Below are 24,514 nucleotides of genomic sequence, written 5' to 3' on the forward strand. Positions count from 1 at the left end.
GAGAGGGCAGATGCTGCGACGGGCGATCCTGGCATTCGGGCTGCTGCTGTCGGGGGCGGCCGCCGCCCAGCAGGCGGCGACGCCCGGGCCGACCCTCTCGGCGGTGCGGGCGCGCGGCGCGCTCTCCTGCGGCATCTCCACCGGCGACCCGGCCTGGAGCCAGCCGGACAGCCGCGGCATCTGGCAGGGGATGGATGCCGATCTCTGCCGCGCCGTCGCGGCGGCGGTGCTCGGCAGTCCGGACAAGCTCGTTTGGCAGCACCTGACCGGGCAGAACCGCTTCCCCGCGCTCGCCAGCGGCCAGGTCGAGGTGCTGACCCGCACCACCACCTGGACCTTCCTCCGCGACGCGCAGCTCGGCCTGAATTTCACCGCGCCCAATTTCTACGACGGCCAGGGCTTCCTGGTGCGCGCGGATGCCGGGATCGCCAGTGCGAAGCAGCTCGACGGCGCGGCCATCTGCTTCGTCTCCGCCAGCACGCATGAGCTGAACCTGACGGACTGGAGCCGCACGCAGGGCATCCGCTTCACGCCGGTGATCTTCGCCGACAAGGACGAGGCGCGCCGCGCCTACGAGGCCGGGCGCTGCGACAGCTATACCGGCGATGCCAGCCAGCTCGCCGCCATCCGCGCCGCCTTCCCGGACCCGAAGGCACATGTGCTGCTGCCCGACCGTATCAGCAAGGAGCCCTATGCGCCGTCGGTGCGGCAGGGCGACGACCAGTGGTTCGACATCGTGCGCTATGTGATGTTCGGCTTGGTGGAGGCGGAGGAACTCGGCATCACCCGTGCCAATGCCGAGCGCATGCTGGCGGAGAGCCAGAGCCCGGCGGTGCAGCGGCTGCTCGGCAGGACCGGCGAACTCGGGCCGGCGATTGGCCTCGACAAGGGCTGGATGCTGAACGCGATCCGGGCGGTCGGGAATTACGGGGAGATCTACGACCGGCACCTCGGCAAGGACAGCCCGGTGCAACTGCCGCGCGGGCTGAACGACCTCTGGACCCGCGGCGGGCTGATGGTCGCGCCGCCGATGCGCTAGTGCTCAGACCCAGACAGATGGTGCAGCCTTGACGGAGCAACGCCCGGGCCTGGGCAGCCTCTGATCGCGGCGGCAAGCATCCAGAAGGGATGTAACTTCTGATTGGTTCTGAGCACCAGTACCGGCTCCTATGCTCTCGCGGAGCGCTGTGGCATCGGACAGGCTGACTGAGGATTTCGTTTCGAGCCGAACTGTAGTTGGTTCGACGGAAAAGCCGCTTCGAAAATGTCCGCTGGGAGCATAGGTGCATCGGCGGGCCAAATCATTGCGAAGGGCCGGATTCATGAGGGCAGGGGAGTGTTCTTCCGTCTGGCTCCAGGACACGTCATTCTTCGTAATCCGGATTGCTCTCAATCATCATCCCGCTCGCGCGAGATGACCTCGAGCGTGTCGGCGCGGAGCTTCAGGTCCCACTCCCGGCCCTCGGCGTCGCGGGCATCGTCCACCTCCCAGGCGCCGTCCTCCATCTCGATCTCGTCCCAGCGGACATAGCCGAGGCGGCGGAGCGCCGCCTCCACCCGCGCGCGGTCCTCGACCGTGCCGCCGCGCTCCGCGCCCGCGCGCCAGGCGAGGATGGGCGCCCCCACCACGACCAGGAGGCCGAGCGAGAGGGGCAGGATCAGGCGACGGCGCGAGGCTTCCATGGCGGCGGTCCTTCCCGGCAGGGTTCGGTGGCGGTTCCAACGGCCGGGCCGGGCGTGGGATGCAGCGCTCCTATGCCTTGACCAGCGGGCAGCCGCCCTCCGACAGCGGGCGGAAGGCCTGGTCGGCCGGCACCGTCCCGGCGAGCGTATAGACATCGCCGGCATAGCGGCTCTCGCCGGGCTTCTTCACCTGCAACAGGTAGCTCGGGTGGATCTTTCGCCCGTCCTCGCGGATGAGGCCCTGGCCGAAGGCGTCGTCATCGGTGGGCATGCGCTTCATCAGCGACACCACCTCCCGCCCGCTCTGCTTGGCCCGCGCCGGGCCGAGTTCCTTCGCCGCCTTCAGGTAGTGCAGGATGCCGGAGTAGTTCGCGGCGTGGACGTAGTTGGGGAAGACGCCCGCCGGCAGCTTCTGCTGCACGCGCTTCGTGAAGCCGCGGGTGCGGTCGTCGAGGTCCCACCAGAAGGTCTCGGCGATGTACATGCCCTGCATGGTCTCGAGCCCCGCCGCCAGCACGCCGGTGATGGAGCCTATGATGGCGGCGAACTTCATCCCCGACTTGCCCAGCCCGAATTCCTGCGCCTGCTTCACGCAATTCACCAGGTCGTCGCCGGCCATGGCGAGGCCGAGCACCTTGGCGCGCGACGCCCTGGCCTGCAGCAGGAAGGCGGAGAAATCCGTGGTCTGCGGGAAGGGATAGCGGGAGGCGCCGAGCAACTTGCCGCCCGCGGCCTCGATGAAGCGCGTGGTGTCGCGCTCGATCGCATGGCCGAAGGCATAGTCGGCGGTGATGAAGTACCAGGTGTCGCCGCCCATCCTGGTGAGTGCGGTGCCGGAGGTGTTGGAGAGGCACCAGGTGTCGTAGGCCCAGTGGATGGTGTTCGGCGTGCAGGACTTCGCCGTGAGCTCCGAGGTCCCGGCCGAGGCGTTGAGGTGGATGCGGTCCTTCTCCACGCAGACGGGATTGATGCCGAGCGCGATGGCGCTGTTGCCGACATCGGTCACGATGTCCACGCCGCGCTGGTCGAACCACTGGCGGACGGTGTTGACGCCGACATCCGGCTTGTTCTGGTGGTCGGCGGTGATGATCTCGACGCGGATGGCCGGGTTCTGCGCGGTGAACTCCTCGACCGCCTGGCGGACGCAGGTGACGGAGGTCGGGCCGGTGACGTCGCGATAGGGGCCGGAGAGGTCCGTCAGCACGCCGATGCGGATGGTCTCGGCCGCCTGGGCGCGGGCATGGGCGGAGGCGAGGACGGGTGCGGCGGCGGTCGCGCCGAGGAGGGCGCGGCGGGTGGACGGCATGGACGGGCTCCCTGGTGGCGGCACGACCGGCCGCTCTCCGGAAAGCCTAGCAGGCTAACGGAAGCGGCTGGAAGCCTCGCCCGGCGGCGGCAGGAGATGCCTCGATACTGTGCCTCTACGCCGCAATAATGCACAAATAGTCGGCTGCATGGCCGTATTGCTCAGCTCTTCGGCAAATTCTAGCCTCGGACCTCGCCCTGTCCCGGAGTGAGGCCGCCCATGTCACTGTCATTCTCCCGTCGCGCCCTGCTCGGGGGCCTCGGCGCCGCCGCGCTTCCCTGGGACCTCGCCCGGGCCGAGGCCGCCGGCGGCACGCTGCGGGTCGGCATGACCGCCTCCGCCATCCCGCTCGCCAATGGCGTCCCGGACCAGGGAGCGGAGGGGCACCGCTTCATGGGCATCACGCTCTTCGACCAGCTCGTCCACTGGGACCTCTCGAGCGCCGAGAAGCCCGCGGTGCTGAAGCCCGGCCTGGCGACCGACTGGAAGCCCGACCCGGCCGAGCCGAAGCGGTGGATCTTCACCCTGCGCGAGGGCGTCCGCTTCCACGACGGCAAGCCCTTCACCGCGGAGGACGTGGTCTTCTCCTTCGACCGGCTGCTGAAGAACGACCACCCGGCCTTCGATGCGCGCGGCTCGGCGATCAGCCGGTCGCGCTTCGTCACCGTCGCCTCCTACCGCGCGGCGGGGCCGCATACCCTCGTCATCGACTGCAACCGCGTCGACAGCATGCTGCCCTACCTGCTGGTCTGGGTCGGCATCACCCACCAGGGCGCCTGGGAGGCGGCGGGGCGCAACTGGGACACCTTCATGACCCGGGCGGTCGGCAGCGGTCCCTGGAAGATGGAGAGCTTCTCGATCCGGGAGCGGTGCGTCATGCTCCGCAACCCCGACTACTGGGATGCCGACCGCATCCCGCGCGCCGAGCGCCTGGTCCTGCTCCCTCTCGCCGAGCCCAATACCCGCGTCGCCGCGCTGCGCGCCGGGCAGGTCGATTTCATCGAGGCGCCGCCGCCCGATGCCATCCCGACCCTGCAGCAGGCGGGCTACCGCATCACCAGCAACGTCTATCCGCACAACTGGATGTATTTCCTGAGCTATGTCGAGGGCTCGCCCTGGCGCGACCCGCGCATCCGCCGCGCCGCCAATCTCGGCATCGACCGCACCGGCATGAAGGCGATGCTGGGCGGGATGATGAGCGAGGGGGCCGGCCTGCTCTACGAGGGCCATCCCTGGTATGGCGAGCCGAAGCACCGGCCGCGCTTCGATCCCGACGCGGCGCGGAAGCTGCTGGCCGAGGCCGGCTTCACCCCGCGCAGCCCGCTCAGGACCAAGGTGGCGATCTCGCCCAGCGGCTCCGGGCAGATGCAGCCCCTGCCGATGAACGAATACGTCCAGCAGAACCTGAAGGAGGTCGGGATCGACATCGCCTTCGAGGTGATGGACTGGAATACCCTGCTGACCCAGTTGCGGGAGGGCGCCTGGATGCCCGGCGCGCGCGGCTGCCATGCCATCAATGCCTCCTGGAACGCGCAGGACCCCTATGTCGGCTTCATCCGGCCGCTGCACAGCGCCTTCGCGCCGCCGGTCGCCTTCAACTGGGGCAAGCATTCGGACCCGCAGGCGGATGCGCTGATGGATGCGATGCTGCTGGAATTCGACACTGACAAGCAGGACGCGCTGATGCGCCGCCTGCATGCCCGGCTGGTCGAGCAGGATGCCTGCATCTTCATCGCGCACGACCTGAACCCGCGGGCCATGGGCCCGAAGGTGAAGGGCTTCGTCCAGGCGCAGTCCTGGCTGCAGGACCTGACGCCGGTCCGCATCGGCTGAGCCGGGCCGGGCGGGGCGCCGGGGGAGCGGCGCGGCCCGCGCCTTGCTTCCCCGCCCGGCATCTTCGACCGGGATAGGGGAATATCGTGGTGCATACCGGCTTCGGACGGCGCGGCCTGCTGGGCGGCGCGGGCGGCATCCTGGCGGCCGCGGCGCTGCCCTGGGACCTCGCCCATGCCCAAGGCGCGGGCACGCTGCGCGTCGGCATGACGGCGGCTGCCGTGCCGCTGGCCAATGGCGTGCCGGACCAGGGGGCGGAGGGCCACCGCTTCATGGGGGTCACCGTCTATGACCAGCTCGTCCACTGGGACCTGTCGAAGGCGGATACCGCCGCGGTGCTGCGCCCCGGCCTCGCCACCGCCTGGAAGGTCGATCCGGCCAATCCGAAGCGCTGGCTCTTCACCCTGCGGGACGGCGTGAAGTTCCATGACGGCAAGCCGCTGACGGTGCAGGACGTCGTCTTCTCCTTCGACCGCGTGTTGAAGACGGATGCGCCGCATTTCGACCGCAACGCGGCCGCCTTCGGCCGCGTCCGCATCCCGACCATCGCCGGCTACGAGGCGGTGGACGAGAAGACCTTCGCGGTCGAGACCCGCACGGTGGACAGCACCGTGCCCTATGGCGCGAGCTGGATCGGCATCGTCCACCAGGGCGCCTGGGAGGCCGCGGGGAAGAGCTGGGAGGCCTACAACACCAAGGCCATCGGCACCGGCCCCTGGAAGCTCGAGGCCTGGTCGATCCGCGAGCGCGCCGTGCTGGCCCGCAATGCCGAGTACTGGGAGGCGGCGCGGGTGCCGAAATGCGAGCGCGTGGTGCTGCTGCCGCTCGCCGAGCCCAATACCCGCGTCGCCGCGCTGCGCAGCAACCAGGTGGACTGGATCGAGGCGCCGCCGCCCGATGCGGTGCCGAGCCTGAAGCAGGCCGGCTTCACCATCGTGACCAACCAGTACCCGCACAACTGGACCTGGCAATTCGCCACCGCCGAGGGCTCGCCCTGGCGCGACCCGCGGGTACGGCGCGGCGCCAACCTCGCCATCGACCGCGCGGCCATGAAGGACATGCTGGGCGGGCTGATGGACGAGGGCGCCGGCCTGCTGCCCAAGGGCCATCCCTGGAACGACGTGCCGAAGTTCAAATGGGCCTACGACCCGGCGGCGGCGAAGAAGGTCCTCGCCGAAGCGGGCGTCACGCCGCGCACGCCGCTGAAGACGAAGATCGGCATCTCCACCAGCGGCTCCGGCCAGATGCAGCCGATGGCGATGAACGAGGCCGTGCAGCAGATGCTGAAGGAGGTCGGCATCGAGATCGAGTTCGAGGTCTTCGAGTGGAACACCCTGCTGTCGATCTGGCGCGACGGCTGGAAGGCGCCGTCCAACCGCGGCATCAGCGCGATCAACATCAGCTTCACCGCCATCGACCCCTTCACGGCGATGATCCGCTTCCTGCGGTCCGACCTGATGCCGCCGGCGGGGAACAACTGGGGCGGCTTCGCCAATCCGGACTACGACGCGCTGATCGGGAAGATCCTGTCGGAATTCGATCCGGCGGCGCAGGACCGGCTCTGCGCCGAGCTGCACGCGAAGATCGTGGAGGACGCGCTCTTCCTTTTCGTCGCGCATGACCTGAACCCGCGGGCGATGAGCCGCAAGGTGCAGGGCTTCGTGCAGGCGCGGTCCTGGTTCCAGGACCTGACGCCGGTGCGCGTCACCGGCTGAGCGGGGACGGCGGGCTCCCCGCAGAGGCGATCCGGGGAGCCCCGCCTGAGGCACCGCGCCGGGGCCTTCCAGCGACCGGACGGGGTAGATGGGGCCAGTCTTCCCGCGAGCCGCCCGCGCCGGGCTGCCCCCCAGCTTCGGTGGTCCCATGACGGTGGCAATGAGCGTTCCGGGCCTTTCCGTGGATGCCTGCGTCACGGAGAGCCTGCTGGCCGCGCTGTCGGCGAGCGGCCAGGCCGTGGCGCTCTATGACGAGGCCGATCGCCTGCGCTATGCCAACGACGCCTACCGGCAGATCTTCCTGGGCGGCAGGACCGGCGAGGTCACCTTCGCGGAACTGCTCCGCCACGGCGCGGCGCATGGCCTCGGGACGCAGATCCGGGGCGATGTCGAGGCGCTGATCGCCAGGACCTATGAGCGACGCCGGACATCGCCGCGCAAGGCCTTCGAGACCGACCTCATCGACGGACGCTGGCTCTGGATGGAGGAGGTCAGCCTGCCGAATGGCTGGGTGCTGACCGTGGGCTCGGACATCACCTCGCTCAAGCTGAGCGAGCGGACGCTGCGGCGGGCGCATGACGAGGCGCTCGCCGCTGCGCTGACCGATGCGCTGACCGGCCTGCCGAACCGCCGCCACATCCTGGCGCTGCTGGACGAGGCCCTGGCCGAGGCCGGCCGCGACGCCGCGCCGCTCTGCCTCGCGCTGCTGGACCTGGACCGGTTCAAGGGCATCAACGACGCGCATGGCCATGAGGGAGGCGACGCCGTCCTCCGGCATTTCGGCAGGACCTGCCGGGAGAGGCTGCGGCGCGGCGACCATCTCGGCCGCCTCGGCGGGGAGGAGTTCCTGGCGCTCATCCCGCATGCGGGCCTGCGCGATGCCTTCGGCGCGGTCACGCGCTTCCGGGAGGGCTTCCCCGCCGTCGAACTCGCCGCCGGCGAGACTCCCCTGCGCTACACCTTCAGCGTCGGCCTCGCCGAGGCCGCCCCGGGCGAGGACGGCGCCTCGGTCCTGCAGCGGGCGGACCGGGCCCTCTATGCGGCGAAGGCCGCCGGGCGGGACTGCGTCAGGATCGGGCTGCGGCCGGCGGACCGGCAGCGCTGCCTCGGCGACTGGCCCGACCTCGCGGCGCTGGCGGCGTGAGGACGGGGCACCGAACCGCCTGATCCCTCCGGGGGCGGCCGGTCAGCGGACCGTCGCGGGCGCATGCCGCGGCAGGGCGGACTGCCGCGCCCTGACCTGCGCGTCGATCCTCCGCCAGTGATAGAGGATGATCGAGACGCCCGTCGCCAGCGGGATCGCCCACATCAGCGGATTCAGCGCCAGTTCCGGGATGACGCGGACGGAGCCGAAGGCCATGAAGGCGGTGTAGACCGAGATGCCGGCGCCGACGAGCGCCTTCAGGTGCTCCTTCAGCCAGTCCATCGGCCCGGGATTCGGCTTGTAGAGGAACCAGAGATTGGTCGCGCCCGTCGCAATGCCGACGAAGGCGATGCCGATCATCAGGGGCTGGTCGATCAGCAGGCCCTGCAGGGCGCAGTTCAGCGCCGCCAGCATCACCAGCGGCTGCAGCAGCAGGTTGCGCCACTCCCGCGACTTCTCCCGCCGCCTGCCGTTCCGCACCACCAGCCAGCCATGCCAGGCGAGGTTGATGGTGAGGATGCCGGTATGCAGCATCATCCAGCCGAAGATGCCGCGGATGAAACCGGCATCGAACCGGCCGACCAGATGCGGGTGCGTCGCCATCGGGTCGATCAGCGTGAAGACGCTCATGCACACCGCGAGCGAGCCGGTGACGAGCATGGCGACCGTGAAGACCCGGCCCCATCGCCGGTGCGTCTCGCCGCCCTTCCGTCCCAGGATCGGCACCCAGACCGTGATCGCGCCGGCCGTGCCCGTGGCGATATGGGCGGCGATCAGGATTTCGAAGAGGAGGTACTCCATGGCGGCCCGTCCCGGCGTTGCCTGACAATGCCACCTGACATAGGCTGGTGTAAAGAAAACGGAACGCATCCCAGGAGCGCCCGGCCCCGGTGTATATCCCTCCGCGCCCCCATTCCCGCTCCGCCCTGATCGCCCTGCTGCGCGTGGCGCTGCGCGGCGACGGCAACCTGCTGGCCCTGCTGCCGGCGGCCGCCTACCGGATGGAGATCGGGCCGCTCGGCTGGTCGCGGCGGCAGACGCTGATCGTCAACCGGCCCGACCTTGTGAAGCAGGTGCTGCTGGACCCGGAGGGGATCTTCCCGAAGTCGGACCTGATGGTGAACGCGCTGGAGCCGCTGATCGGCGACAGCATTTTTGTGAGCTCGGGCGAGACCTGGCGGCGGCAGCGGGCGATGATCGACCCGTCGCTGACCTTGATGCGGGTCAACCGTGCCTTCCCCGACATGGAGGCGGGCTGCGCCGCGGCCGAGGCGACGCTCGGCGAACGTGCCGGGAGCGGCGAGTCCTTCTCGCTGGACCTCACGATGTCGGCCCTGACCGCCGACATCATCTGCCGGACGGTGTTCTCGACCGGGCTCGAACACAAGGCGGCGCACGACGTCTTCGACGCCTTCACCGTCTTCGAGCGCAGCGTGGCACAGGTGGAAATCCGCCGGCTGATCATGGACAAGGCCTGGACCCGCATCCCGCAGAAGGCGGACGTGCTGGAGGCCTGCCGGCTGATCCGCGGCCATCTCGGCGCGCTGCTCGACGGTCACCTCGCCGCCGGCGCGCGCTTCGACGACATCGCCTCCAAGGTCATCGAGGCACGCGACGGCGAGGGCCATGCCTTCACGCGGGAAGAGCTGATCGACCAGCTCGGCGTGCTCTTCCTCGCGGGCCACGAGACCAGCGCCAGCGCGCTCACCTGGGTCTTCTATATCCTGGCGACGCAGCCCGCCATCGTCGCCCGCCTGCGCGCCGAGGTGGAGGCGGTGACCGGCGGCGGCCCAGTGGAGTTCGAGCACACCAAGCGCCTGGTCTTCGTCCGCAACATCTTCCGCGAGACGCTCAGGCTCTACCCGCCCATCACCTTCCTGCCGCGCATCGCCAACGAAGCCACGGAACTGGGCGGCACGAAGGTGCGCCGCGGCGCGCTGATCATGGTCGCGCCCTGGGTGCTGCATCGCCACCGCCGCTACTGGCAGGACCCGGACGTCTTCGACCCCGACCGCTTCCTGCCCGAGCGCGAGACGGCGCAGGTGCCGGGCGCCTATATTCCCTTCGGCATCGGCCCCCGCATCTGCGCCGGTGCCGCCTTCGCCACCATCGAGGCGGTGCTGCTGGTCGCCCGGCTCTTCCGCGAATTCGACTTCCAGGTCGAGGCGCCGGAGCGGGTGCAGCCCGCGGCGCGGCTGACCACGCGGCCGGTGGAGCAGGTGACCTGCCGGGTGAGGCGGGCGCGGTGACGGACACGGTCCTCCTCACGCTCGGGCGGCTGCCCAAGGCGCTCGACCTCGCCCGCAGTTTTTCCCGCGCTGGCTGGCGCGTGGTCGTCGCGGAGCCGCACCGGCGGACGCTGACCGGCATTTCCGGCAGCGTCGCGCGCAGCCTGCAGGTCACGGCGCCGGCCGAGGACCCCGACCGCTACCTTGGCGACCTCGCGCGCATCGTCCGCGAGGAAGGCGTCTCGCTGGTCGTGCCGGTCTCGGAGGAGGCGCTGCATGTCGCCTTCCTCCGCCCGCTGCTGCCGGCCGGCGTGCGGCTGCTCGCCATGCCGCCCGAGACCATGCTGCGGCTGCACGACAAGCACGGCTTCGTGCGGCAGGCCGAGGCGGCGGGGCTGACGGTGCCGGAGACCTGGGCGCTGGACGATCCGCGGGCGCGGGCGCTGGCCGAGGCGGCGGATGTCGTCGTCAAGCCCATCCATGCCTGCTCCGGCCGCGGCGTCCGGCGGCTGCCCGCCGGCGCGCCGCTGCCGCCGCCCGAGCCGGCGATCGTCCAGCGCCTGATCCGCGGCACGGAGCACAGCACCTGCACGCTCGCGCACCAGGGCCGGGTGCAGGGCACCGCCATCTATCGTGGCACGCTGATGTCGGGCAGCGTCGCGGTCGGCTTCGAGCGGGTGGAGAACCCGGCGATCGAGGCCTGGGTCGCGCCCTTCGTCGCCGCCACGCGCTGGACCGGCTTCATCGCCTTCGACCTGATGCTCGACGCCGCCGGCACGCCCTGGGGCCTCGAGTGCAATCCGCGCACGACGAGCGGCCTGCATTTCTTCGCCGAGGACGACCTCGCCCGCGCCGTGCTCGACTCCGCGCATTCCCTGCGCTTCCGGCCGGAGCGGCGGCTGCAGCAGTTCTGGTCCTGCCTGACGGAGACGCAGCACAGCTTCGGCGACTGGCCGCGCTTCCGCGCCAACCTCCGGCACCTGCTGGGCACGCGCGACGTGACCTGGCAGGGCAGGGACCCGCTGCCGCTGCTGACCATGCCCTGGACCGCCTGGCCGATCATCGCCGAGGCGAACCGCCGCGGCGTCCCCTTCGGCGAGGTGGCGACGCTCGATGTCGGCTGGAGCGAGCCGCCCGCCGTCACCGCCGGGCCCGCGGCACCCTCACGGGCAGCATGACCTGCACCGGCAGGGCGGCGAAGCGGTCGAGCGCCAGGCTCTCATGCACCGCCGTCGCCTCCTGCCCCAGCAGGCGGGTGTGGATCTCGGAGCGGGTGTAGAAGGGCGCGTCCTCCAGGCTGCGGACGAGGCGCGCGGTGCCGTCCTCCGACCGCGCCGGCCGCGCGACGCCCCAGAAGCCGCGCGGCAGCCGCGCGGGCGGCGGCGGCGCGATGTCCTCCACCACGCCATCGGCGCGCACGCGCAGCGCCAGCGACTGCCCGCTGCCGTCGCGCCGGATCGCGTTGTAGAGCACGGCGGTCTCCCGCGGCATCGGCGCGCGGCACCAGTCCCACTCCAGGAAATCCGCCTCCAGCGGCGCGGCGCCGGCATTGGTGTCGAAATAGGCCGGGCCGGACCAGCGCAGCGCCGGGCTGTCGAAGGCGACCTCGGCGCGGGCGCGCGCCGCGATCGGCTGCCAGCGGTGCCGCCCCGCCGCATCCAGCAGGAAGGCGCGGGTCGAGACCGCCTCCGGCAGCAGCCGCACGGTGCCGCTGATGCGCGAGGGCAGGGGGGCCGTCACCTCCTCGATCCGCACCGTCAGCGCGGTGCCGTCCCAGTCCATGGAACTCGGCCCGATGCGGAGGAAGTCCGCGCCCCGCCGCAGCGCGGATCGCGGCCGGTCGGTCATTGCCCAGCGGCGCGGCCGGCCATAGAGCGCGACGTTCATGCAGCAGTGGTTCTCGGGATCGCCCGCGCCCCAGCGGCGGCTCCAGGCATACCAGGGCGAGAAGACCGTGCCGATGAAGGCGATGATGGTGATGCCATGCGCCCCGTCCTCGCTGAGGGCATCGAGGTACCACCAGGCATAGCCGTGCTTCGGTACCGGCCGGTCGAACTCCCACCCCCGGAGCCCCGTGCCGGGCGGCGGCGCGATCGCGTTCATCGCCGGTCCTCCATGACGGCGGCCGCGGCGAGGCGGCCGGAGAGCGTGGCCATCGGCACGCCGGCGCCGGGATGCGCGCTGCCGCCCGCCAGGTACAGGCCGGGCAGCCGCGTGCGCGCGCCGGGCCGGCTGAAGCTCGCCTGCCAGCCATGCACCGCCATGCCGTAGAGCGCGCCGCCGGTCGCCGGGAAGAGCGCCTCGAAGCCGGCCGGCGTCGTCACCACCTCCCGCGCCGGGTCGCGCGCGACCTGCAGGCCGCAGCGCTCCAGCAGGCCGAAGCAGGCGGCCTCCACCGATGCCATGTCAGCCGCATCGGGCGGCCTGGAATCGCCGCGCGCCGGGGCATTCACCAGCACCAGCAGCCGCTCCGGCCCGCCGTGCGGCGCGTCCGCGTCGCCGCGGTCCTGCGCGCAGACATAGACGGTGGGCGCCGCGGGCAGGCGCGCCCGCGCCGTCAGGTCGCCGAACTCGGCCGCGTAGTCGCGGCTGAAGAAGACGTTGTGCCGCACCAGCGGGAAGCCCCTGGTCTCCGCATGCATCGCCCAGGTGACGGCGGAGAGCGAGCGGCGCGACCAGGGCACGGCATCCGCCGCCTTGGCGACCGCGGGCCCGAGCCGGCCGGTGCCGATGGCCGAGACATCGGTATTGGCGACGACCGCCGCGGCCTCGATCACCTCGCCATCCCCGAGCTTCACGCCGGTCGCGCGCCCGCCGGCCGCCAGTACCTCGGCGACCTCCGCGCCGGTGCGGAAGCGCGCGCCCTTCGCCTCGGCCAGCGCCGCGATGGCGCGGGCGATGCGGTGCATGCCGCCCTCGACCAGCCAGACGCCGGACTGCTCGACATGCGCGATCAGCATCAGCGTCGCCGGCGCGAGGAAGGGCGAGGAGCCGACATAGGTCGCGTAGCGCGCGAAGAGTTGGCGCAGCCGCTGGTCCCGGAAATGCGTGCCCAGCGCGTCCCAGAGCGTGGCGAAGGGCGCGGTCGCCAGCAGCCGCCCGACGCCGCCGATGCCGGCGCGGGAGACGAGCGAGACCGGCGTCGGGCGGCCGGACTTGATGAAGGGCTCCTCGAGCGCCGCATAGGTCCGCCGCGCCCGCTCGACGAAGTCGAGATAGCCGCGCGCCTCGGCCGCGCCGGCGAAGGCGCCGATGGCATCGGCCGATTCGCGGATATCGGCGAAGAGATCGAGCCGCCCCCGCGCGTCCTGGCCGGAAGCGCCGTCCCAGGCATGCCGCGCCAGCACCCGCACGGGCTGCAGCGCAAGGTGGTCCTCCAGCCGCGTGCCGGCGGCGGCGAAGAGGCTTTCGAAAACCCAGCGCATGGTGAAGACGGTGGGGCCGCCATCGATGCGGGCATCGCCGATGGCGATCTGCCGCATCTTGCCGCCCGGCGCCGCGGCGCGTTCCAGCACCAGCACCTCGCGGCCCCGCGCGGCGAGGTCCAGCGCCGCGGCCAAGCCGCCGACGCCCGCGCCGATGACGACCACGCGCCGGCTCATGCCGTCCCCTCCACGCTCCGCCGGGCCCATTCAAGACCGGGCGCGGGGATTGTCAAGATAACTGGACACTCAGTTCGACAGGCAGATTAGACATGACGTGCGGTCCGAAAAAGGTTCACGGCCCAAAGGCGACACGTTTCCGCGACGGCGGGTGACAGGCTGTAACTGCGCATACAATAGGCGGAGCATGGGGCGCCGGGGATGGCCGCCCCGCTGGGAGGGTTCGTCTCGTGTCACGCAAGCTCGCGGCGGAGTTCTTCGGGACTCTCTGGCTCGTCCTCGGCGGCTGCGGCAGCGCCGTGCTCGCCGCCGCCTTCCCGCAGGTCGGCATCGGCCTGCTCGGCGTCGCCTTCGCCTTCGGCCTCACTGTGCTCACCATGGCCTTCGCCATCGGCCATATCTCCGGCTGCCACCTCAACCCGGCGGTCACCTGCGGCCTGGTCGCGGCCGGCCGCTTCAAGGCCGGGGAGGCGCTCCCCTACATCGCCGCGCAGGTCATCGGCGCCAGCGTCGGCGCCTTCCTCCTCTACGCCATCGCCTCGGGACAGCCGGGCTGGGACATCGCGGTGAAGGGCCTGGCGGCGAACGGCTATGGCGAGGCCTCGCCGGGCAAGTTTGGCTTCGGCGCCGGCTTCATCACCGAGGTGGTGATGACCTTCTTCTTTCTCGTCGTCATCCTCGGCGCCACCTCCGCCCGCGCGCCGGCCGGCTTCGCGCCGATCGCCATCGGGCTCTGCCTGACGCTGATCCACCTGATCAGCATCCCCGTGACCAATACCAGCGTGAACCCGGCGCGCAGCACCGGCCCGGCCTTCGTCCTCGGCGGCACGGCGCTGGCGCAGCTCTGGATGTTCTGGGTGGCGCCGATCCTGGGCGGTGTCCTCGGCGGCCTCCTGCATCGCTGGCTGAGCACGGAGGAGGAGGCGGATGCGCGCGACCGCGCCGCCGCCGCGGCCAGCGCGCGCAGCGCAACGCCGGAGGCGCTGGCGCCCATGCCGGCGCGGGAGCCGCGCTGATGCGCGGCGCCGCGCTGGCCGCGCTCGCGGCCGGGCTGTTCCTGGCCGCCGGGCCGGCGCTGGCGCAGACCGCGCCGCCGGCCGAGGCGCAGCGCGCGCTGACTGCGCCGCAGCAGCGCATGCAGGGCTGCAATGCCGAGGCGGGGCGGAAGAGCCTCGCCGGCGAGGCGCGGCAGAAATTCATGAGCGACTGCCTCAGCGGCAACACGACGGAGGCGCAGCCGGCGCTGACCGCGCAGCAGGAGCGGATGAAGACCTGCCAGGCGGAGGCGACGACGCGCAACCTCTCGGGCGAGGCGCGGCAGCGCTACGTCAATGGCTGCCTGTCCGGCAATGCCGCGACCGGGGCGAATGCCGCGCCCGCCCCGGCCGGCAATGGCGGCCGCTTCGCGTCCGAGGCGGAGGCGAAGCGCACCTGCGGCGGCGACGCGGTGGTCTGGGCCAATCCGGACAGCAAGGTCTTCCACGCCGCCGGCACGCAGTTCTACGGCAAGACGCAGCAGGGCGGCTACATGTGCCGCCCGGCGGCGGAGAAGGCCGGCTTCCGCGCCGCGGCGGCGGGGCGGAGCTGAGGCGCGGGGCGACGCCGCCTGAGCAGACTTTCGCGGGTTGGGCCACACTTCGTGCGGCCCAACGCCTCGAGACGAAAGCCTGCCTGGGATTTTATTGCGGCGCAAACCCCAAGGGGTTTGCTGAGGGCGGGCCGGTCCGGACCTGCCTGCCTTTCGGCGCTCCGGCCATCGGGCCGGCTCGTCGAGCGGGCCGATTCGGACCGCCCCGCCTGGATCCTGACCTGTTCGAGCGAGAGGTGGCCGGTCAGGGACTGCAGCCGGTCCCCGGTGAGCGCGAGGCATGCGATGCGGAGTGCCTCGAGGATGGCGTCGGACCGGCTGCCTGGACGATGGCGCGCGGGCGGGCGGCGGGCGAGGGGGCCTGCCCAGCAACCGGGCAGCGCCTGGGCCGGGACGCCGCGCCGGGGCGCGGGCCTGCTGGCACGAGGCTTGCTGTCCCGGCGCCATGAGCATCGCCCAGAGCATCCATGAGGACCGCGGCGGCCCGGGCCAGCCCCTGCTGCTCGTCCAGGACCTGCAGAAGCACTTCCCGATCCGCGGCGGCATGTTCGGCGCGACCGTCGCCACGGTGCGGGCCGTGGACGGCGTCTCCTTCGCCGTGCGCAAGGGCGAGACGCTGGGCATCGTCGGCGAGAGCGGCTGCGGCAAGTCCACCACCGCGCGGCTGCTGATGCGGCTGATGGACCCGGATTCGGGTACCCTGGTCTTCGATGGCGAGGGTGTCGGGCAGAATGCCCAGACCGGCGGCATGTCCCTCAAGGACTACCGCCGCCAGGTGCAGATGGTCTTCCAGGACAGCTACGCCTCGCTCAACCCCCGCCTGCCGATCGAGGACAGCATCGCCTTCGCCCCCAAGGTGCACGGCGTCTCGGATGCCGAGGCGCGGTCCCGCGCGCGGGAGTTGCTGGCCGCCGTCGGCCTGGCGCCGCAGACCTTCGCCCGCCGCTACCCGCATGAACTCTCGGGCGGCCAGCGGCAGCGGGTGAACATCGCCCGCGCGCTCGCCCTGCAGCCGCGGCTGGTGCTGCTGGACGAGCCGGTCTCCGCCCTCGACAAGTCGGTCGAGGCGCAGGTGCTGAACCTGCTGGTGGACCTGAAGGAGAAGTTCGGCCTCACCTACGTCTTCATCAGCCACGACCTCAACGTGGTGCAGTACATCTCCGACCGCGTGCTGGTGATGTACCTGGGCGAGGTGGCGGAGATGGGACCGGTGGACGCGATCTACGAGCGCCCGGCGCATCCCTATACCCAGGCGCTGCTGGCCAGCCGGCCCTCGATGGATCCGGCGAGGCGCCGGACGGAGCCGCCGCTGACCGGCGACCCGCCCAACCCGATCAACCCGCCGAGCGGCTGCCGCTTCCGCACGCGCTGCCCCTTCGCCGAGGCCGTCTGCGCCGACCGCAAGCCGGCGATGGCGGAGATGGGCGGCGGCCATGTCGCGGCTTGCCACATGGCGATGCCGGGCAGCGGCCACAGCAGGGCGGGGAGGCTGGCGGCATGAGCGAGGTCATGGAGCGCCCCACGGTGAGCGAGACTGTGGCCAAGCCGCTGGTGAAGATGCGCGACGTCGGCGTGAAATTCGTCACGCGCGACCGCACCGTGCATGCGGTGAACGGGGTCGATCTCGACCTCGCCGCCGGCGAGGTGCTGTGCATCCTGGGCGAATCCGGCTCGGGCAAGTCGGTCACCATGCGGGCGCTGATGCGCCTGCTGCCGAAATTCGCCCGGGTCAGCGGCAGCATCGAGGTCGCCGGCCGCGACGTCGTGGCGATGGACGAGGGCGCGCTCTCCGACTTCCGCGGCGGCGACGTGGCGATGATCTTCCAGGAGCCGATGACGGCGCTGGACCCGGTCTTCACCATCGGCCGGCAGATCGCCGAGACGGTGCAACGGCATGAGGGCCTGTCCCGCCGTGCCGCCGATGCCCGGGCGCTGGAACTGCTGGAACTGGTGCAGATCCCCTCGGCCAAGCGCCGGCTCGCCGCCTATCCGCATGAGCTCTCGGGCGGCCTCCGGCAGCGCGCCATGATCGCGGTGGCGCTGGCCTGCAAGCCGAAGCTGCTGCTGGCGGACGAGCCGACGACGGCGCTGGACGCCACCGTGCAGATCCAGGTGCTGCTGCTGCTGCGCCGGCTCCAGGAACAGCTCGGCATGGGCGTCATCTTCGTCACCCATGACCTCGGCGTCGCCGGCGAGATCGCCGACCGCGTCGCCGTCATGTATGCCGGCCGGGTGGTGGAGGAAGGGCCGGTCGGCGCGCTGATGCAGCAGCCGCTGCACCCCTATCCCCGCGGGCTGCTGGGCGCGACGGTGCATCCCGGCATGCGCGGCCAGCGGCTGACCACCATCGCCGGCGCGCCGCCGAGCCTGGAGACGGCGCCGACCACCTGCCCCTTCGCGCCCCGCTGCCCCGAGGCCGAGCCGGCCTGCCAGGAGGAGATGGGCCCCGCGCCGCGGCGCCCCGTGCCCGGCCGCATGGCGCGCTGCGTCCGGGTGCCCGCTTCGGGGTGATTTCCGGTCGCATCGCCGCCGGATAGGATGCCTCCCAAGTCAGGTCAGAGACCGGGGAGGCATTCATGAACGAGATCGGCGCGCGGGCGCGGCGCAACACCATCGGCGATGCGGTGCGCCGGGCCGGGGCGCGGTTCCGCGACCGCCCCGCGCTGCGCTTCGGCGAGCGCGCCTGGTGCTTCGCGGAGATCGACCTGGCGGCCGACCGGGTCGCGCGCTTCCTGCTGGCGCGCGGCCTCAGGCAGGGCGACCGTGTCGTCGCCTATGGCAAGAACTCCGATGCCTACCTGTTCCTCTGGCTCGGCTGCGCCCGGGCCGGGCTGGTGCATGTCCCCGCCAATTTCGCCCTGACCGCGGCGGAACTGGACTACATCCTGCGGCAATGCGGCGCCGCGGCCGTCTTCGCCCAGCCGGCGCTGCGCGTGACCGCCGACCAGGCCGGCGGCGAGGTGCTGCGCGGCACGATCGATGCCGGCGCCGGCGAACACGACATCCTGGCCGCGGCCGGGGATCCGCGCTGGGGCCAGCCGGGCGATGCCGAGGCGGGGGAGGGCGTGCAGGACACCGACCTCGTCCAGCTCCAGTACACCTCGGGCACCACCGGCCAGCCCAAGGGCGCGATGATGACGCACCGCGCCATCCTGGCCGAGTACAGCAGCGTGACCATCGAGCTCGAGATGCGCCGCGACGACCGGGCGCTGGCGGCGCTGCCGCTCTACCACACCGCGCAGATGCACTGCTTCACCATGCCGCAGATGCTGACCGGCGCCTTCACCCTCCTGATCGAGGCGCCGCAGCCCGCGCTCGTCCTGGAGCTGATCGAGCGCGAGCGCATCACCTCCTTCTTCGCCCCACCCACGGTCTGGATCACGCTGCTGCAGCATCCGGATTTCGGCCGGCGCGACCTGTCGAGCCTGCGCAACATCTACTACGGCGCGTCGATCATGCCCGTCCCGGTGCTGCAGGAGCTCCGTCAGCGGCTGCCCGGCGCGCGGCCCTTCAACTGCTACGGCCAGAGCGAGATCGCGCCGCTCGCCACCGTGCTGCGGCCGGAGGAGCATGATGCCCGCCCCGGCTCGGTCGGCCGCCCCGTGCTGAATGTCGAGACGCGGGTGGTGGATGCGGAGATGCGCGACGTCGCGCCCGGCGAGCGGGGCGAGGTCATCCATCGTTCGCCGCAGCTCTGCCTCGGCTACTGGAACATGCCGGAGGAGACGGCCAGGGCCTTCGAGGGCGGCTGGTTCCACAGCGGCGACGTGGCGACCATCGATGCGGAGGGCTACCTTGCGATTGTCGACCGCACCAAGGACCTGATCAATACCGGCGGGGTGCTGGTGGCGAGCCGGGAGGTGGAGGAGGCGCTCTTCACCCACCCCGCGGTCGCCGAGGTCGCGGTCATCGCGGTGCCCGACCCGAAGTGGATCGAGGCCGTGGCCGCGGTGGTGGTGCTGCGGCCGGAGGCGCCGATGGACGTCGAGGCGGCGCTGCTGGCGCATGCCCGCGAGCACCTCGCCCCCTACAAGGTCCCCAAGCGCATCATCCTGGCGGACAGCCTGCCCAAGAACACCGCGGGCAAGCTGCTGAAACGGGAGTTGCGGCAGCACTATGCCGGCACCGCTAGCGGCGCCCTCGGCCTCGATCGCCCCGGACCGGAGCGATCCGGGGCGTGAATCGAGGCCGCCCCGCCTCCGGCCCGATGGGGTGACGACCCAGCCACCCCCGGTTATGGTCCGCCACCATTTTCTGTGGCGGGACGGGAGCGGACCAGATGACCAAGGCAGGCGAGGCGCGGCTCGGCGGGCATATCCTCGCGGATGCGCTGGTGGCGCAGGGCGTGACCCATGCCTTCTGCGTCCCGGGCGAGAGCTACCTCGACCTGCTGGACGGGCTCTATGCCCAGCGCAACCGCATCCAGCTCGTCACCTGCCGGTTCGAGGCGGGCGCGGTCCATATGGCCGAGGCCTATGGCAAGCTGACGGGCAAGCCCGGTGTCGCCCTCGTCACCCGCGGCCCGGGCGCCTGCCATGCCGCGATCGGCGTCCATGTCGCCTTCCAGGACAGCACGCCGCTGGTGCTGATCGTCGGCCAGATCCCCTTCGAGGAGACGGACCGCGAGTCCTTCCAGGAGGTGGACTACCGCAAGATGTTCGCCCCGCTGGCCAAGTGGGTGACGCAGATCGACGACGCGGCGCGCATCCCGGAACTGATGGCGCATGCCTTCGATGTCGCGACCTCCGGCCGGCCAGGCCCGGTCGTGGTGGCGATCTCGGAGGAGATGCAGAAGGAGCTGGCCGTCGTGCCGGACCTGCCGCCGGCGCCGGTCTTCCCGCCGCATCCGGCGCCCGAGGCGCTGCCGCGCATGATGGACATGCTGCGCCGGGCGCAGCGCCCCCTGGTGGTGCTGGGCGGCGGCGCCGGCTGGACCGCGCAGGGCAAGGCGGACATCCGCGACTTCCTGCTGGCCAACGACCTGCCCGTCGCCGTCTCCTTCCGCCGCATGGGCCTCTTCGACGGGACCAGCCCGAACTATGTCGGGGACCTCGGTGTCGGCGCCGATCCGGCGCTGGTGAAGGCGGCGAAGCAGAGCGACCTCTTCCTCGCCATCGGCACCCGTATTGGGGAGACGGTGAGCCAGGGCTATACGCTGATGGACATGGCCGGCTCGAAGCCGGTGGTCCATGTCTATCCGGAGCAGGCGGAGATCGGCCGCGTCTACCGCCCGGCGCTCGGCATCACCGCCGACCTCAATGCCTTCGCCGCCGCCGTCAGGGCGCTGCCGCCGGTGGAGAAGCCCGTCTGGTCCGGCTGGCGGGCGGAACTGCGCGTGGCGCGCGAGGCGCAGGCCAGGGCGCCGGACTACGAGGGGCCGCTGAACCTCGCCGTCGCGCTGCAGCAGCTCGAGAAGGTGCTGCCGCCCGACACCATCTTCACCACCGATGCCGGCAATTTCGCCACCTGGCCGCAACGCTTCATGCATGTCGGCGCCGGGCAGGACTTCCTCGGCCCGACCAATGGCGCCATGGGCTATTCGGTGCCGGCGGCGATCGGCGCGAAGATCGTGCATCCCGAGCGCACCGTCGTCTCCTTCGTCGGCGATGGCGGCATGCTGATGACGGGGCAGGAGATCGCCACCGCCTTCCATCACAAGGTCAACCCGATCGTGCTCGTCTTCAACAACGCGATGTACGGCACGATCCGCATGCACCAGGAGCGAACCTATCCCGGCCGCGTCTCCGCGACGCAGCTCACCAACCCGGATTTCGCCCGCTTCATCGAGAGCTTCGGCGGCCATGGCGAGGTGGTGGAGGCGACCGACCAGCTCGTGCCCGCCGTCCAGCGCGCCATGGCCAGCGGCAAGCCGGCGGTGATCGAGGTGCGGACGAACCCGGAGCAGGTGACGAACCGCGCCACCATCGCGCAGCTCCGCGCCCAGGCCGCGAAGGCGTAGGAAAGCTCGGGGAGGGAAAACTATTCCCTCCCGTTGGACGCCCTTGGCGTCCAACCCCACCCTTCCTTTTTGTGAGTCGGGTGCCGCCGCGCGGCGGATGCAAGCCCACAGAAATAGATGAGGGGTTCGGGGAGAATACCTTCTCCCCGATCTTTCTCTTCCCTGCCGCCTGACTCAGCAGAAATGCGCGCCGCGGGTCTCGACCGGCAGCAGGTAGATGCTCTGGCTGGCGGTCATCAGAAGCTGGTTCCGCCGCGCGCCGCCGAAGCACAGGTTGGCGCAGATCTCCGGCAGCTTGATCAGCCCGATCCTGCCCCCGTCCGGCGCGAAGACATGCACGCCGTCATAGCCGTCGCCCACCCAGCCGGCGCCGACCCAGAGATTGCCGCTCTCGTCGCAGCGGACGCCGTCGCCGAAGCCCGACTTGCCCTCGAACTCCATGCTGCAGAAGGTCCGGGGATTGCTGACCTTCTGGCCGTCCACGTCGAAGGCCCAGATGATGTTCTTGGCCTCGGGATAGTGGCTGCTGCCGCTGTCCGCGACATAGAGCCGCTTGTAGTCGGGAGAGAAGCAGAGGCCGTTCGGCTTGAAGGGCTGGTCGGCGATCTTCGTCACCTGGCCGGTCTGCCCGTCGATGCGGTAGATCGCCTCCTTGATGAAGGGGCGGGGGCTGTTGGCGGCCTCCGGCGCGCGCTGGCCCTCGTAGTTCATCAGCGCGCCATAGCCGGGGTCGGTGAACCAGATGCTGCCATCCGCCGGATGCACCACGCCGTCATTCGGCGCGTTGAAGGCGCCGTCCGGCCCGCGCGCGGCCAGCACCGTCATGCGGCCGTCCGGCTCGTAGCGCACGACGTCGCGGTAGAAGTGGCGGAAGGCGATCTGCCGCCCCTCCCGGTCGAAGGTATTGCCGTTGGAGAAGCCGGACGGGCTGCGGAACCGACGGTGGACGGAATGGTCCTCCTCGTTCATCCGCAGGCATTCGTCGTTCGGGATGTCGGACCAGACCCAGAAGCGGCCGGTCGCGTGCCAGGCAGGCCCCTCCGCCCAGCCGAGGCCGGTGTAGAGCCGCTTGATGGTGCTGTTGCCGAGCGGCGCGGTGAAGCGCTTCTTGTCCAGCGCGACGATGTCGGCATCCGGGTAGCGGGCGGGCGGCGCATCCTGCCCGTAGACGCGCTGGGCATTGGCCGGGATGGCGGCGCCGGCGGCGAGCGCGCCGGCGAGGCCGCCGAGCACGCGGCGGCGGCTGGCAGCGGATGAGGCGATGAGCATCTCGTTTCACTCCCCCTTGGGCTGCGCGATTGGCGCGGCCTGGGGGAGCGTGCCATGGTTCGGTCCGGGGTAGGCAAGCTGATCGTCGCGGACATCACAGGCCCGTGCACGGGTGCTGTCCCGGCGGGCGTGCCGCGCCTGCCCATCCAAGAAGGGAGCTGCGTCCATGATCACCGTCAGCGTCTTCTATCCGAACGACCCGGCGACCAAGTTCGACGAGGCCTATTACATGCAGAAGCACATCCCGCTGGTGAAGGAGCGCTGGTCGGGCATGGGCCTGAAGGACGCCAAGGTGCTGAAGGGCATGCCGGGCCCGGATGGTGCCGCGCCGAACCGTATCATCGCGCTGCTGACCTTCGACTCCGCCGAGGCCTTCCAGAAGGCCGCGCAGGCGCATGGGCCGGAGCTCTTCGGCGACGTCCCGAACTTCACCGACGGCAAGCCGACGGTGCAGATCAGCGAAGTGCTGGGCTGACGCATCCCGCGTCCGGCGGGCCTCCATCGGCCCGCCCGGAAGGCCGCCGGCCCCGGGCCAAGTCCGGGACCGGCGCCTTCCTCAGGCCAGCGTCGTCAGGTCCTGGAACCAGTGCTGCGCCTGGGTATAGCCGCGCACGGCGCGGCCGAGCGCGTGCGGGTTGGTATCGTGCACCACGAAGACCAGCAGCGCCTGGTCCACCACCCGCTCATGCACCTTCGCCATCAGCCGGTCCACCTCGGCGGGGTCGAAGGTGTTCAGCGCGGTGTCGATCAGCCGGTCGGTCTCGGCGTCCTTGTAGTGCGACCAGTTCACGCCCGTGGGCGCGACCTGGTTGGAGTGGAAGAAGCGGATCAGCGCATAGAGCGGGTCGGAGGTGACATAGGCAACGTTGTTCGCCGTGATGTTGCCCTGGCGCGCGATCTCGCCCGCCGCGCCCTGCCGCCAGCAGGTGTAGAGCACCTCGAGCTCCACGGCCTGGAATTCGACCTCGATCCCGACCTCGCGCCAGGCGGACTGGATGTACTCGTTCATCGGCATGGACAGCATCTGCCCGCTGCCGCCGGTGGCGATCAGGAATTTCGTGCGCAACGGCGACGACTTGGAGTAACCGGCCTCGGCGATCAGCCGGCGCGCCGCGTCGGGGTCGTACTTCACCTGGAATTCCGGCCGGCCGAACCAGGGGGAGGAGGGGTCCACCACCCCGACCGCGGGCTTCGCCAGGCCGTTCATCAGGGCGACGACCTCGTCGCGGTTGATCGCCAGGTTGGCGGCGCGGCGCAGCCGCAGGTCGCGCCAGGGCGAGCCCTCCAGCAGGCTCAGGTGGTAGTTCCAGACATGCGGCGTCACGTTCTCCACGATCCGCATGCCGGCCTGCTTGAGGCGCGGCACCAGGTCGGGCGCCGGCGTCTCGATCAGGTCCACCTGGCCGGTCAGCAGCGCATTGGTGCGGGTCACCGCCTCCGGCGCCACGACCAGCACCAGCCGGTCGACCTTCGGCAGCCGCGCCTTGTTCCAGTAGTCGGGGTTGCGCACCAGTTCCGCCCGCTCCCGCGGGACCAGCCGCGCCAGGCGGAAGGGCCCGGTGCCGGAGGGCTCGGCGGCGAAGCGTTCCCAGCTCCGCCCCAGCTTCTCGTACTGCGCCGGGGAGGAGATGAGGAACCACAGCATCTGGTAGGGAAAGATGCTGTCCACCGTCCTGGTGGTGACCTCGACCGTCATGGCGTCGATCTTCCGCCAGGACGCCACGGAGGGTAGCCGCGGCCGCACCTGCGCCGCCTGGCGGTTGTCGAAATGCGGCGCCTGCGGGTTCAGGACCTTCTCGAAGTTCCAGATCACGGCGTCGGCGTCGAAGGCGGAGCCGTCGTGGAATTTCACGTCCGGTCGTAGCTTGAACACCCACTTCTTCCGGTCCGCCGGGTCGGCCTCCCAGGCCGTCGCCAGCCCGGGGACGAGCTTCCCGGGCCGATCGGCGACGTCCATCTCCCAGGCGACCAGCGGGTCGTACAGCGTGGTGCCGGTGAACTGGTAGGCACCGGCGCCGCGGTCCGGCTGGCCCGTGGTCTGCGGGATATCGGCCATGGAGATGCCATAGCGCAGCACGCGCTCCGCCTGCGCGGCGGCCGGGCGGATTGCCCAGGGCGCGGGCAGGGCCGGCAGGGTCGCAAGGCCGGAGGCGCCCAGCAGGGCGCGACGCGAGAAGGACATGCAGG

General features: G+C 71.2%; 20 protein-coding genes. 13 read left to right on the plus strand and 7 right to left on the minus strand.

Annotated elements, in window-relative coordinates:
• Nucleotides 1–10: 10 nt before the first annotated feature.
• A complete protein-coding gene (locus tag Q7A36_RS03050) occupies nucleotides 11–1,039 on the plus strand; it encodes an amino acid ABC transporter substrate-binding protein (protein ID WP_305102172.1) in 1,029 nt (342 codons plus the stop codon).
• A 350-nt stretch (nucleotides 1,040–1,389) separates the two neighbouring features.
• On the opposite strand, the gene Q7A36_RS03055 is transcribed toward Q7A36_RS03050, so the two are convergent.
• Together Q7A36_RS03055 and Q7A36_RS03060 are read right to left on the minus strand one after the other, a co-directional pair.
• Nucleotides 1,390–1,683 carry a PepSY domain-containing protein gene (locus Q7A36_RS03055; protein ID WP_305102173.1) on the minus strand — a complete coding sequence of 98 codons (294 nt, stop codon included), beginning with the start codon at nucleotides 1,681–1,683 and terminating at the stop codon, nucleotides 1,390–1,392.
• A 70-nt stretch (nucleotides 1,684–1,753) separates the two neighbouring features.
• Nucleotides 1,754–2,989, minus strand: coding sequence for an ABC transporter substrate-binding protein (locus Q7A36_RS03060; protein ID WP_305102174.1), 1,236 nt, complete (start codon nucleotides 2,987–2,989; stop codon nucleotides 1,754–1,756).
• A gap of 219 nt (nucleotides 2,990–3,208) precedes the next feature.
• Here Q7A36_RS03060 and Q7A36_RS03065 point away from each other — a divergent pair, with 219 nt between their 5' ends.
• The 3 genes from Q7A36_RS03065 to Q7A36_RS03075 all read left to right on the plus strand — a co-directional run bounded on the left by Q7A36_RS03065 (nucleotide 3,209) and on the right by Q7A36_RS03075 (nucleotide 7,681).
• Complete coding sequence (locus Q7A36_RS03065; RefSeq protein WP_305102175.1) at nucleotides 3,209–4,822, plus strand: ABC transporter substrate-binding protein; 1,614 nt, start codon at nucleotides 3,209–3,211, stop codon at nucleotides 4,820–4,822.
• Nucleotides 4,823–4,908: 86 nt separating this feature from the next.
• A complete protein-coding gene (locus Q7A36_RS03070) occupies nucleotides 4,909–6,537 on the plus strand; it encodes an ABC transporter substrate-binding protein (RefSeq protein ID WP_305102176.1) in 1,629 nt (542 codons plus the stop codon).
• 160 nt (nucleotides 6,538–6,697) lie between these two features.
• Nucleotides 6,698–7,681, plus strand: coding sequence for a sensor domain-containing diguanylate cyclase (locus Q7A36_RS03075; RefSeq protein WP_305102177.1), 984 nt, complete (start codon nucleotides 6,698–6,700; stop codon nucleotides 7,679–7,681).
• A 42-nt stretch (nucleotides 7,682–7,723) separates the two neighbouring features.
• Here Q7A36_RS03075 and Q7A36_RS03080 read toward each other — a convergent pair whose 3' ends face one another.
• The gene (locus tag Q7A36_RS03080; protein ID WP_305102178.1) at nucleotides 7,724–8,482 is read right to left on the minus strand and encodes a hypothetical protein; all 759 of its coding nucleotides are present in this window, start codon (nucleotides 8,480–8,482) and stop codon (nucleotides 7,724–7,726) included.
• Nucleotides 8,483–8,571: 89 nt separating this feature from the next.
• Here Q7A36_RS03080 and Q7A36_RS03085 point away from each other — a divergent pair, with 89 nt between their 5' ends.
• Together Q7A36_RS03085 and Q7A36_RS03090 are read left to right on the plus strand one after the other, a co-directional pair.
• Complete coding sequence (locus Q7A36_RS03085; RefSeq protein ID WP_305102179.1) at nucleotides 8,572–9,930, plus strand: cytochrome P450; 1,359 nt, start codon at nucleotides 8,572–8,574, stop codon at nucleotides 9,928–9,930.
• Nucleotides 9,927–11,087 (plus strand): ATP-grasp domain-containing protein, encoded by a 1,161-nt coding sequence (locus tag Q7A36_RS03090; RefSeq protein WP_305102180.1) that lies wholly within the window; start codon nucleotides 9,927–9,929, stop codon nucleotides 11,085–11,087. The genes Q7A36_RS03085 and Q7A36_RS03090 overlap by 4 nt, the downstream gene beginning before the upstream one ends.
• On the opposite strand, the gene Q7A36_RS03095 is transcribed toward Q7A36_RS03090, so the two are convergent.
• Both Q7A36_RS03095 and crtD read right to left on the minus strand, forming a co-directional pair.
• On the minus strand, nucleotides 11,050–12,012 hold the full coding sequence (locus Q7A36_RS03095; protein WP_305102181.1) for a carotenoid 1,2-hydratase: 963 nt from the start codon (nucleotides 12,010–12,012) through the stop codon (nucleotides 11,050–11,052). The two genes, Q7A36_RS03090 and Q7A36_RS03095, sit on opposite strands and share 38 nt — an antisense overlap.
• Entirely contained in the window at nucleotides 12,009–13,511 is a 1,503-nt protein-coding gene (gene crtD / locus Q7A36_RS03100; protein WP_305102182.1) for a 1-hydroxycarotenoid 3,4-desaturase CrtD, read from the minus strand. Before crtD ends, Q7A36_RS03095 begins: the two co-directional genes overlap by 4 nt.
• 230 nt (nucleotides 13,512–13,741) lie before the next feature.
• Here crtD and aqpZ point away from each other — a divergent pair, with 230 nt between their 5' ends.
• The 6 genes from aqpZ to Q7A36_RS03130 all read left to right on the plus strand — a co-directional run bounded on the left by aqpZ (nucleotide 13,742) and on the right by Q7A36_RS03130 (nucleotide 21,058).
• The gene (gene aqpZ / locus Q7A36_RS03105; RefSeq protein ID WP_305102183.1) at nucleotides 13,742–14,527 is read left to right on the plus strand and encodes an aquaporin Z; all 786 of its coding nucleotides are present in this window, start codon (nucleotides 13,742–13,744) and stop codon (nucleotides 14,525–14,527) included.
• Entirely contained in the window at nucleotides 14,527–15,099 is a 573-nt protein-coding gene (locus tag Q7A36_RS03110; protein WP_305102184.1) for a PsiF family protein, read from the plus strand. Before aqpZ ends, Q7A36_RS03110 begins: the two co-directional genes overlap by 1 nt.
• 445 nt (nucleotides 15,100–15,544) lie before the next feature.
• Nucleotides 15,545–16,600, plus strand: coding sequence for an ABC transporter ATP-binding protein (locus Q7A36_RS03115; RefSeq protein ID WP_305102185.1), 1,056 nt, complete (start codon nucleotides 15,545–15,547; stop codon nucleotides 16,598–16,600).
• Nucleotides 16,597–17,610, plus strand: a complete 1,014-nt coding sequence (locus tag Q7A36_RS03120; protein WP_305102186.1) for an ABC transporter ATP-binding protein — start codon at nucleotides 16,597–16,599, stop codon at nucleotides 17,608–17,610. Before Q7A36_RS03115 ends, Q7A36_RS03120 begins: the two co-directional genes overlap by 4 nt.
• Before the next feature lie 65 nt (nucleotides 17,611–17,675).
• Nucleotides 17,676–19,280 carry a fatty acyl-CoA synthetase gene (locus Q7A36_RS03125; RefSeq protein WP_305102187.1) on the plus strand — a complete coding sequence of 535 codons (1,605 nt, stop codon included), beginning with the start codon at nucleotides 17,676–17,678 and terminating at the stop codon, nucleotides 19,278–19,280.
• 98 nt (nucleotides 19,281–19,378) lie between these two features.
• The gene (locus Q7A36_RS03130; protein WP_305102188.1) at nucleotides 19,379–21,058 is read left to right on the plus strand and encodes a thiamine pyrophosphate-dependent enzyme; all 1,680 of its coding nucleotides are present in this window, start codon (nucleotides 19,379–19,381) and stop codon (nucleotides 21,056–21,058) included.
• Between the two features lie 174 nt (nucleotides 21,059–21,232).
• On the opposite strand, the gene Q7A36_RS03135 is transcribed toward Q7A36_RS03130, so the two are convergent.
• The gene (locus Q7A36_RS03135) at nucleotides 21,233–22,327 is read right to left on the minus strand and encodes an SMP-30/gluconolactonase/LRE family protein (protein ID WP_305102189.1); all 1,095 of its coding nucleotides are present in this window, start codon (nucleotides 22,325–22,327) and stop codon (nucleotides 21,233–21,235) included.
• 166 nt (nucleotides 22,328–22,493) lie between these two features.
• Between Q7A36_RS03135 and Q7A36_RS03140 the strand changes: the two genes are divergently transcribed.
• Nucleotides 22,494–22,802 carry an EthD family reductase gene (locus Q7A36_RS03140; RefSeq protein ID WP_305102190.1) on the plus strand — a complete coding sequence of 103 codons (309 nt, stop codon included), beginning with the start codon at nucleotides 22,494–22,496 and terminating at the stop codon, nucleotides 22,800–22,802.
• Nucleotides 22,803–22,883: 81 nt separating this feature from the next.
• On the opposite strand, the gene Q7A36_RS03145 is transcribed toward Q7A36_RS03140, so the two are convergent.
• A complete protein-coding gene (locus Q7A36_RS03145; RefSeq protein ID WP_305102191.1) occupies nucleotides 22,884–24,509 on the minus strand; it encodes an ABC transporter substrate-binding protein in 1,626 nt (541 codons plus the stop codon).
• Nucleotides 24,510–24,514: the final 5 nt, after the last annotated feature.

Source organism: Paracraurococcus lichenis (assembly GCF_030657435.1).
GTDB classification, from domain to species: Bacteria; Pseudomonadota; Alphaproteobacteria; order Acetobacterales; family Acetobacteraceae; genus Paracraurococcus; species Paracraurococcus lichenis.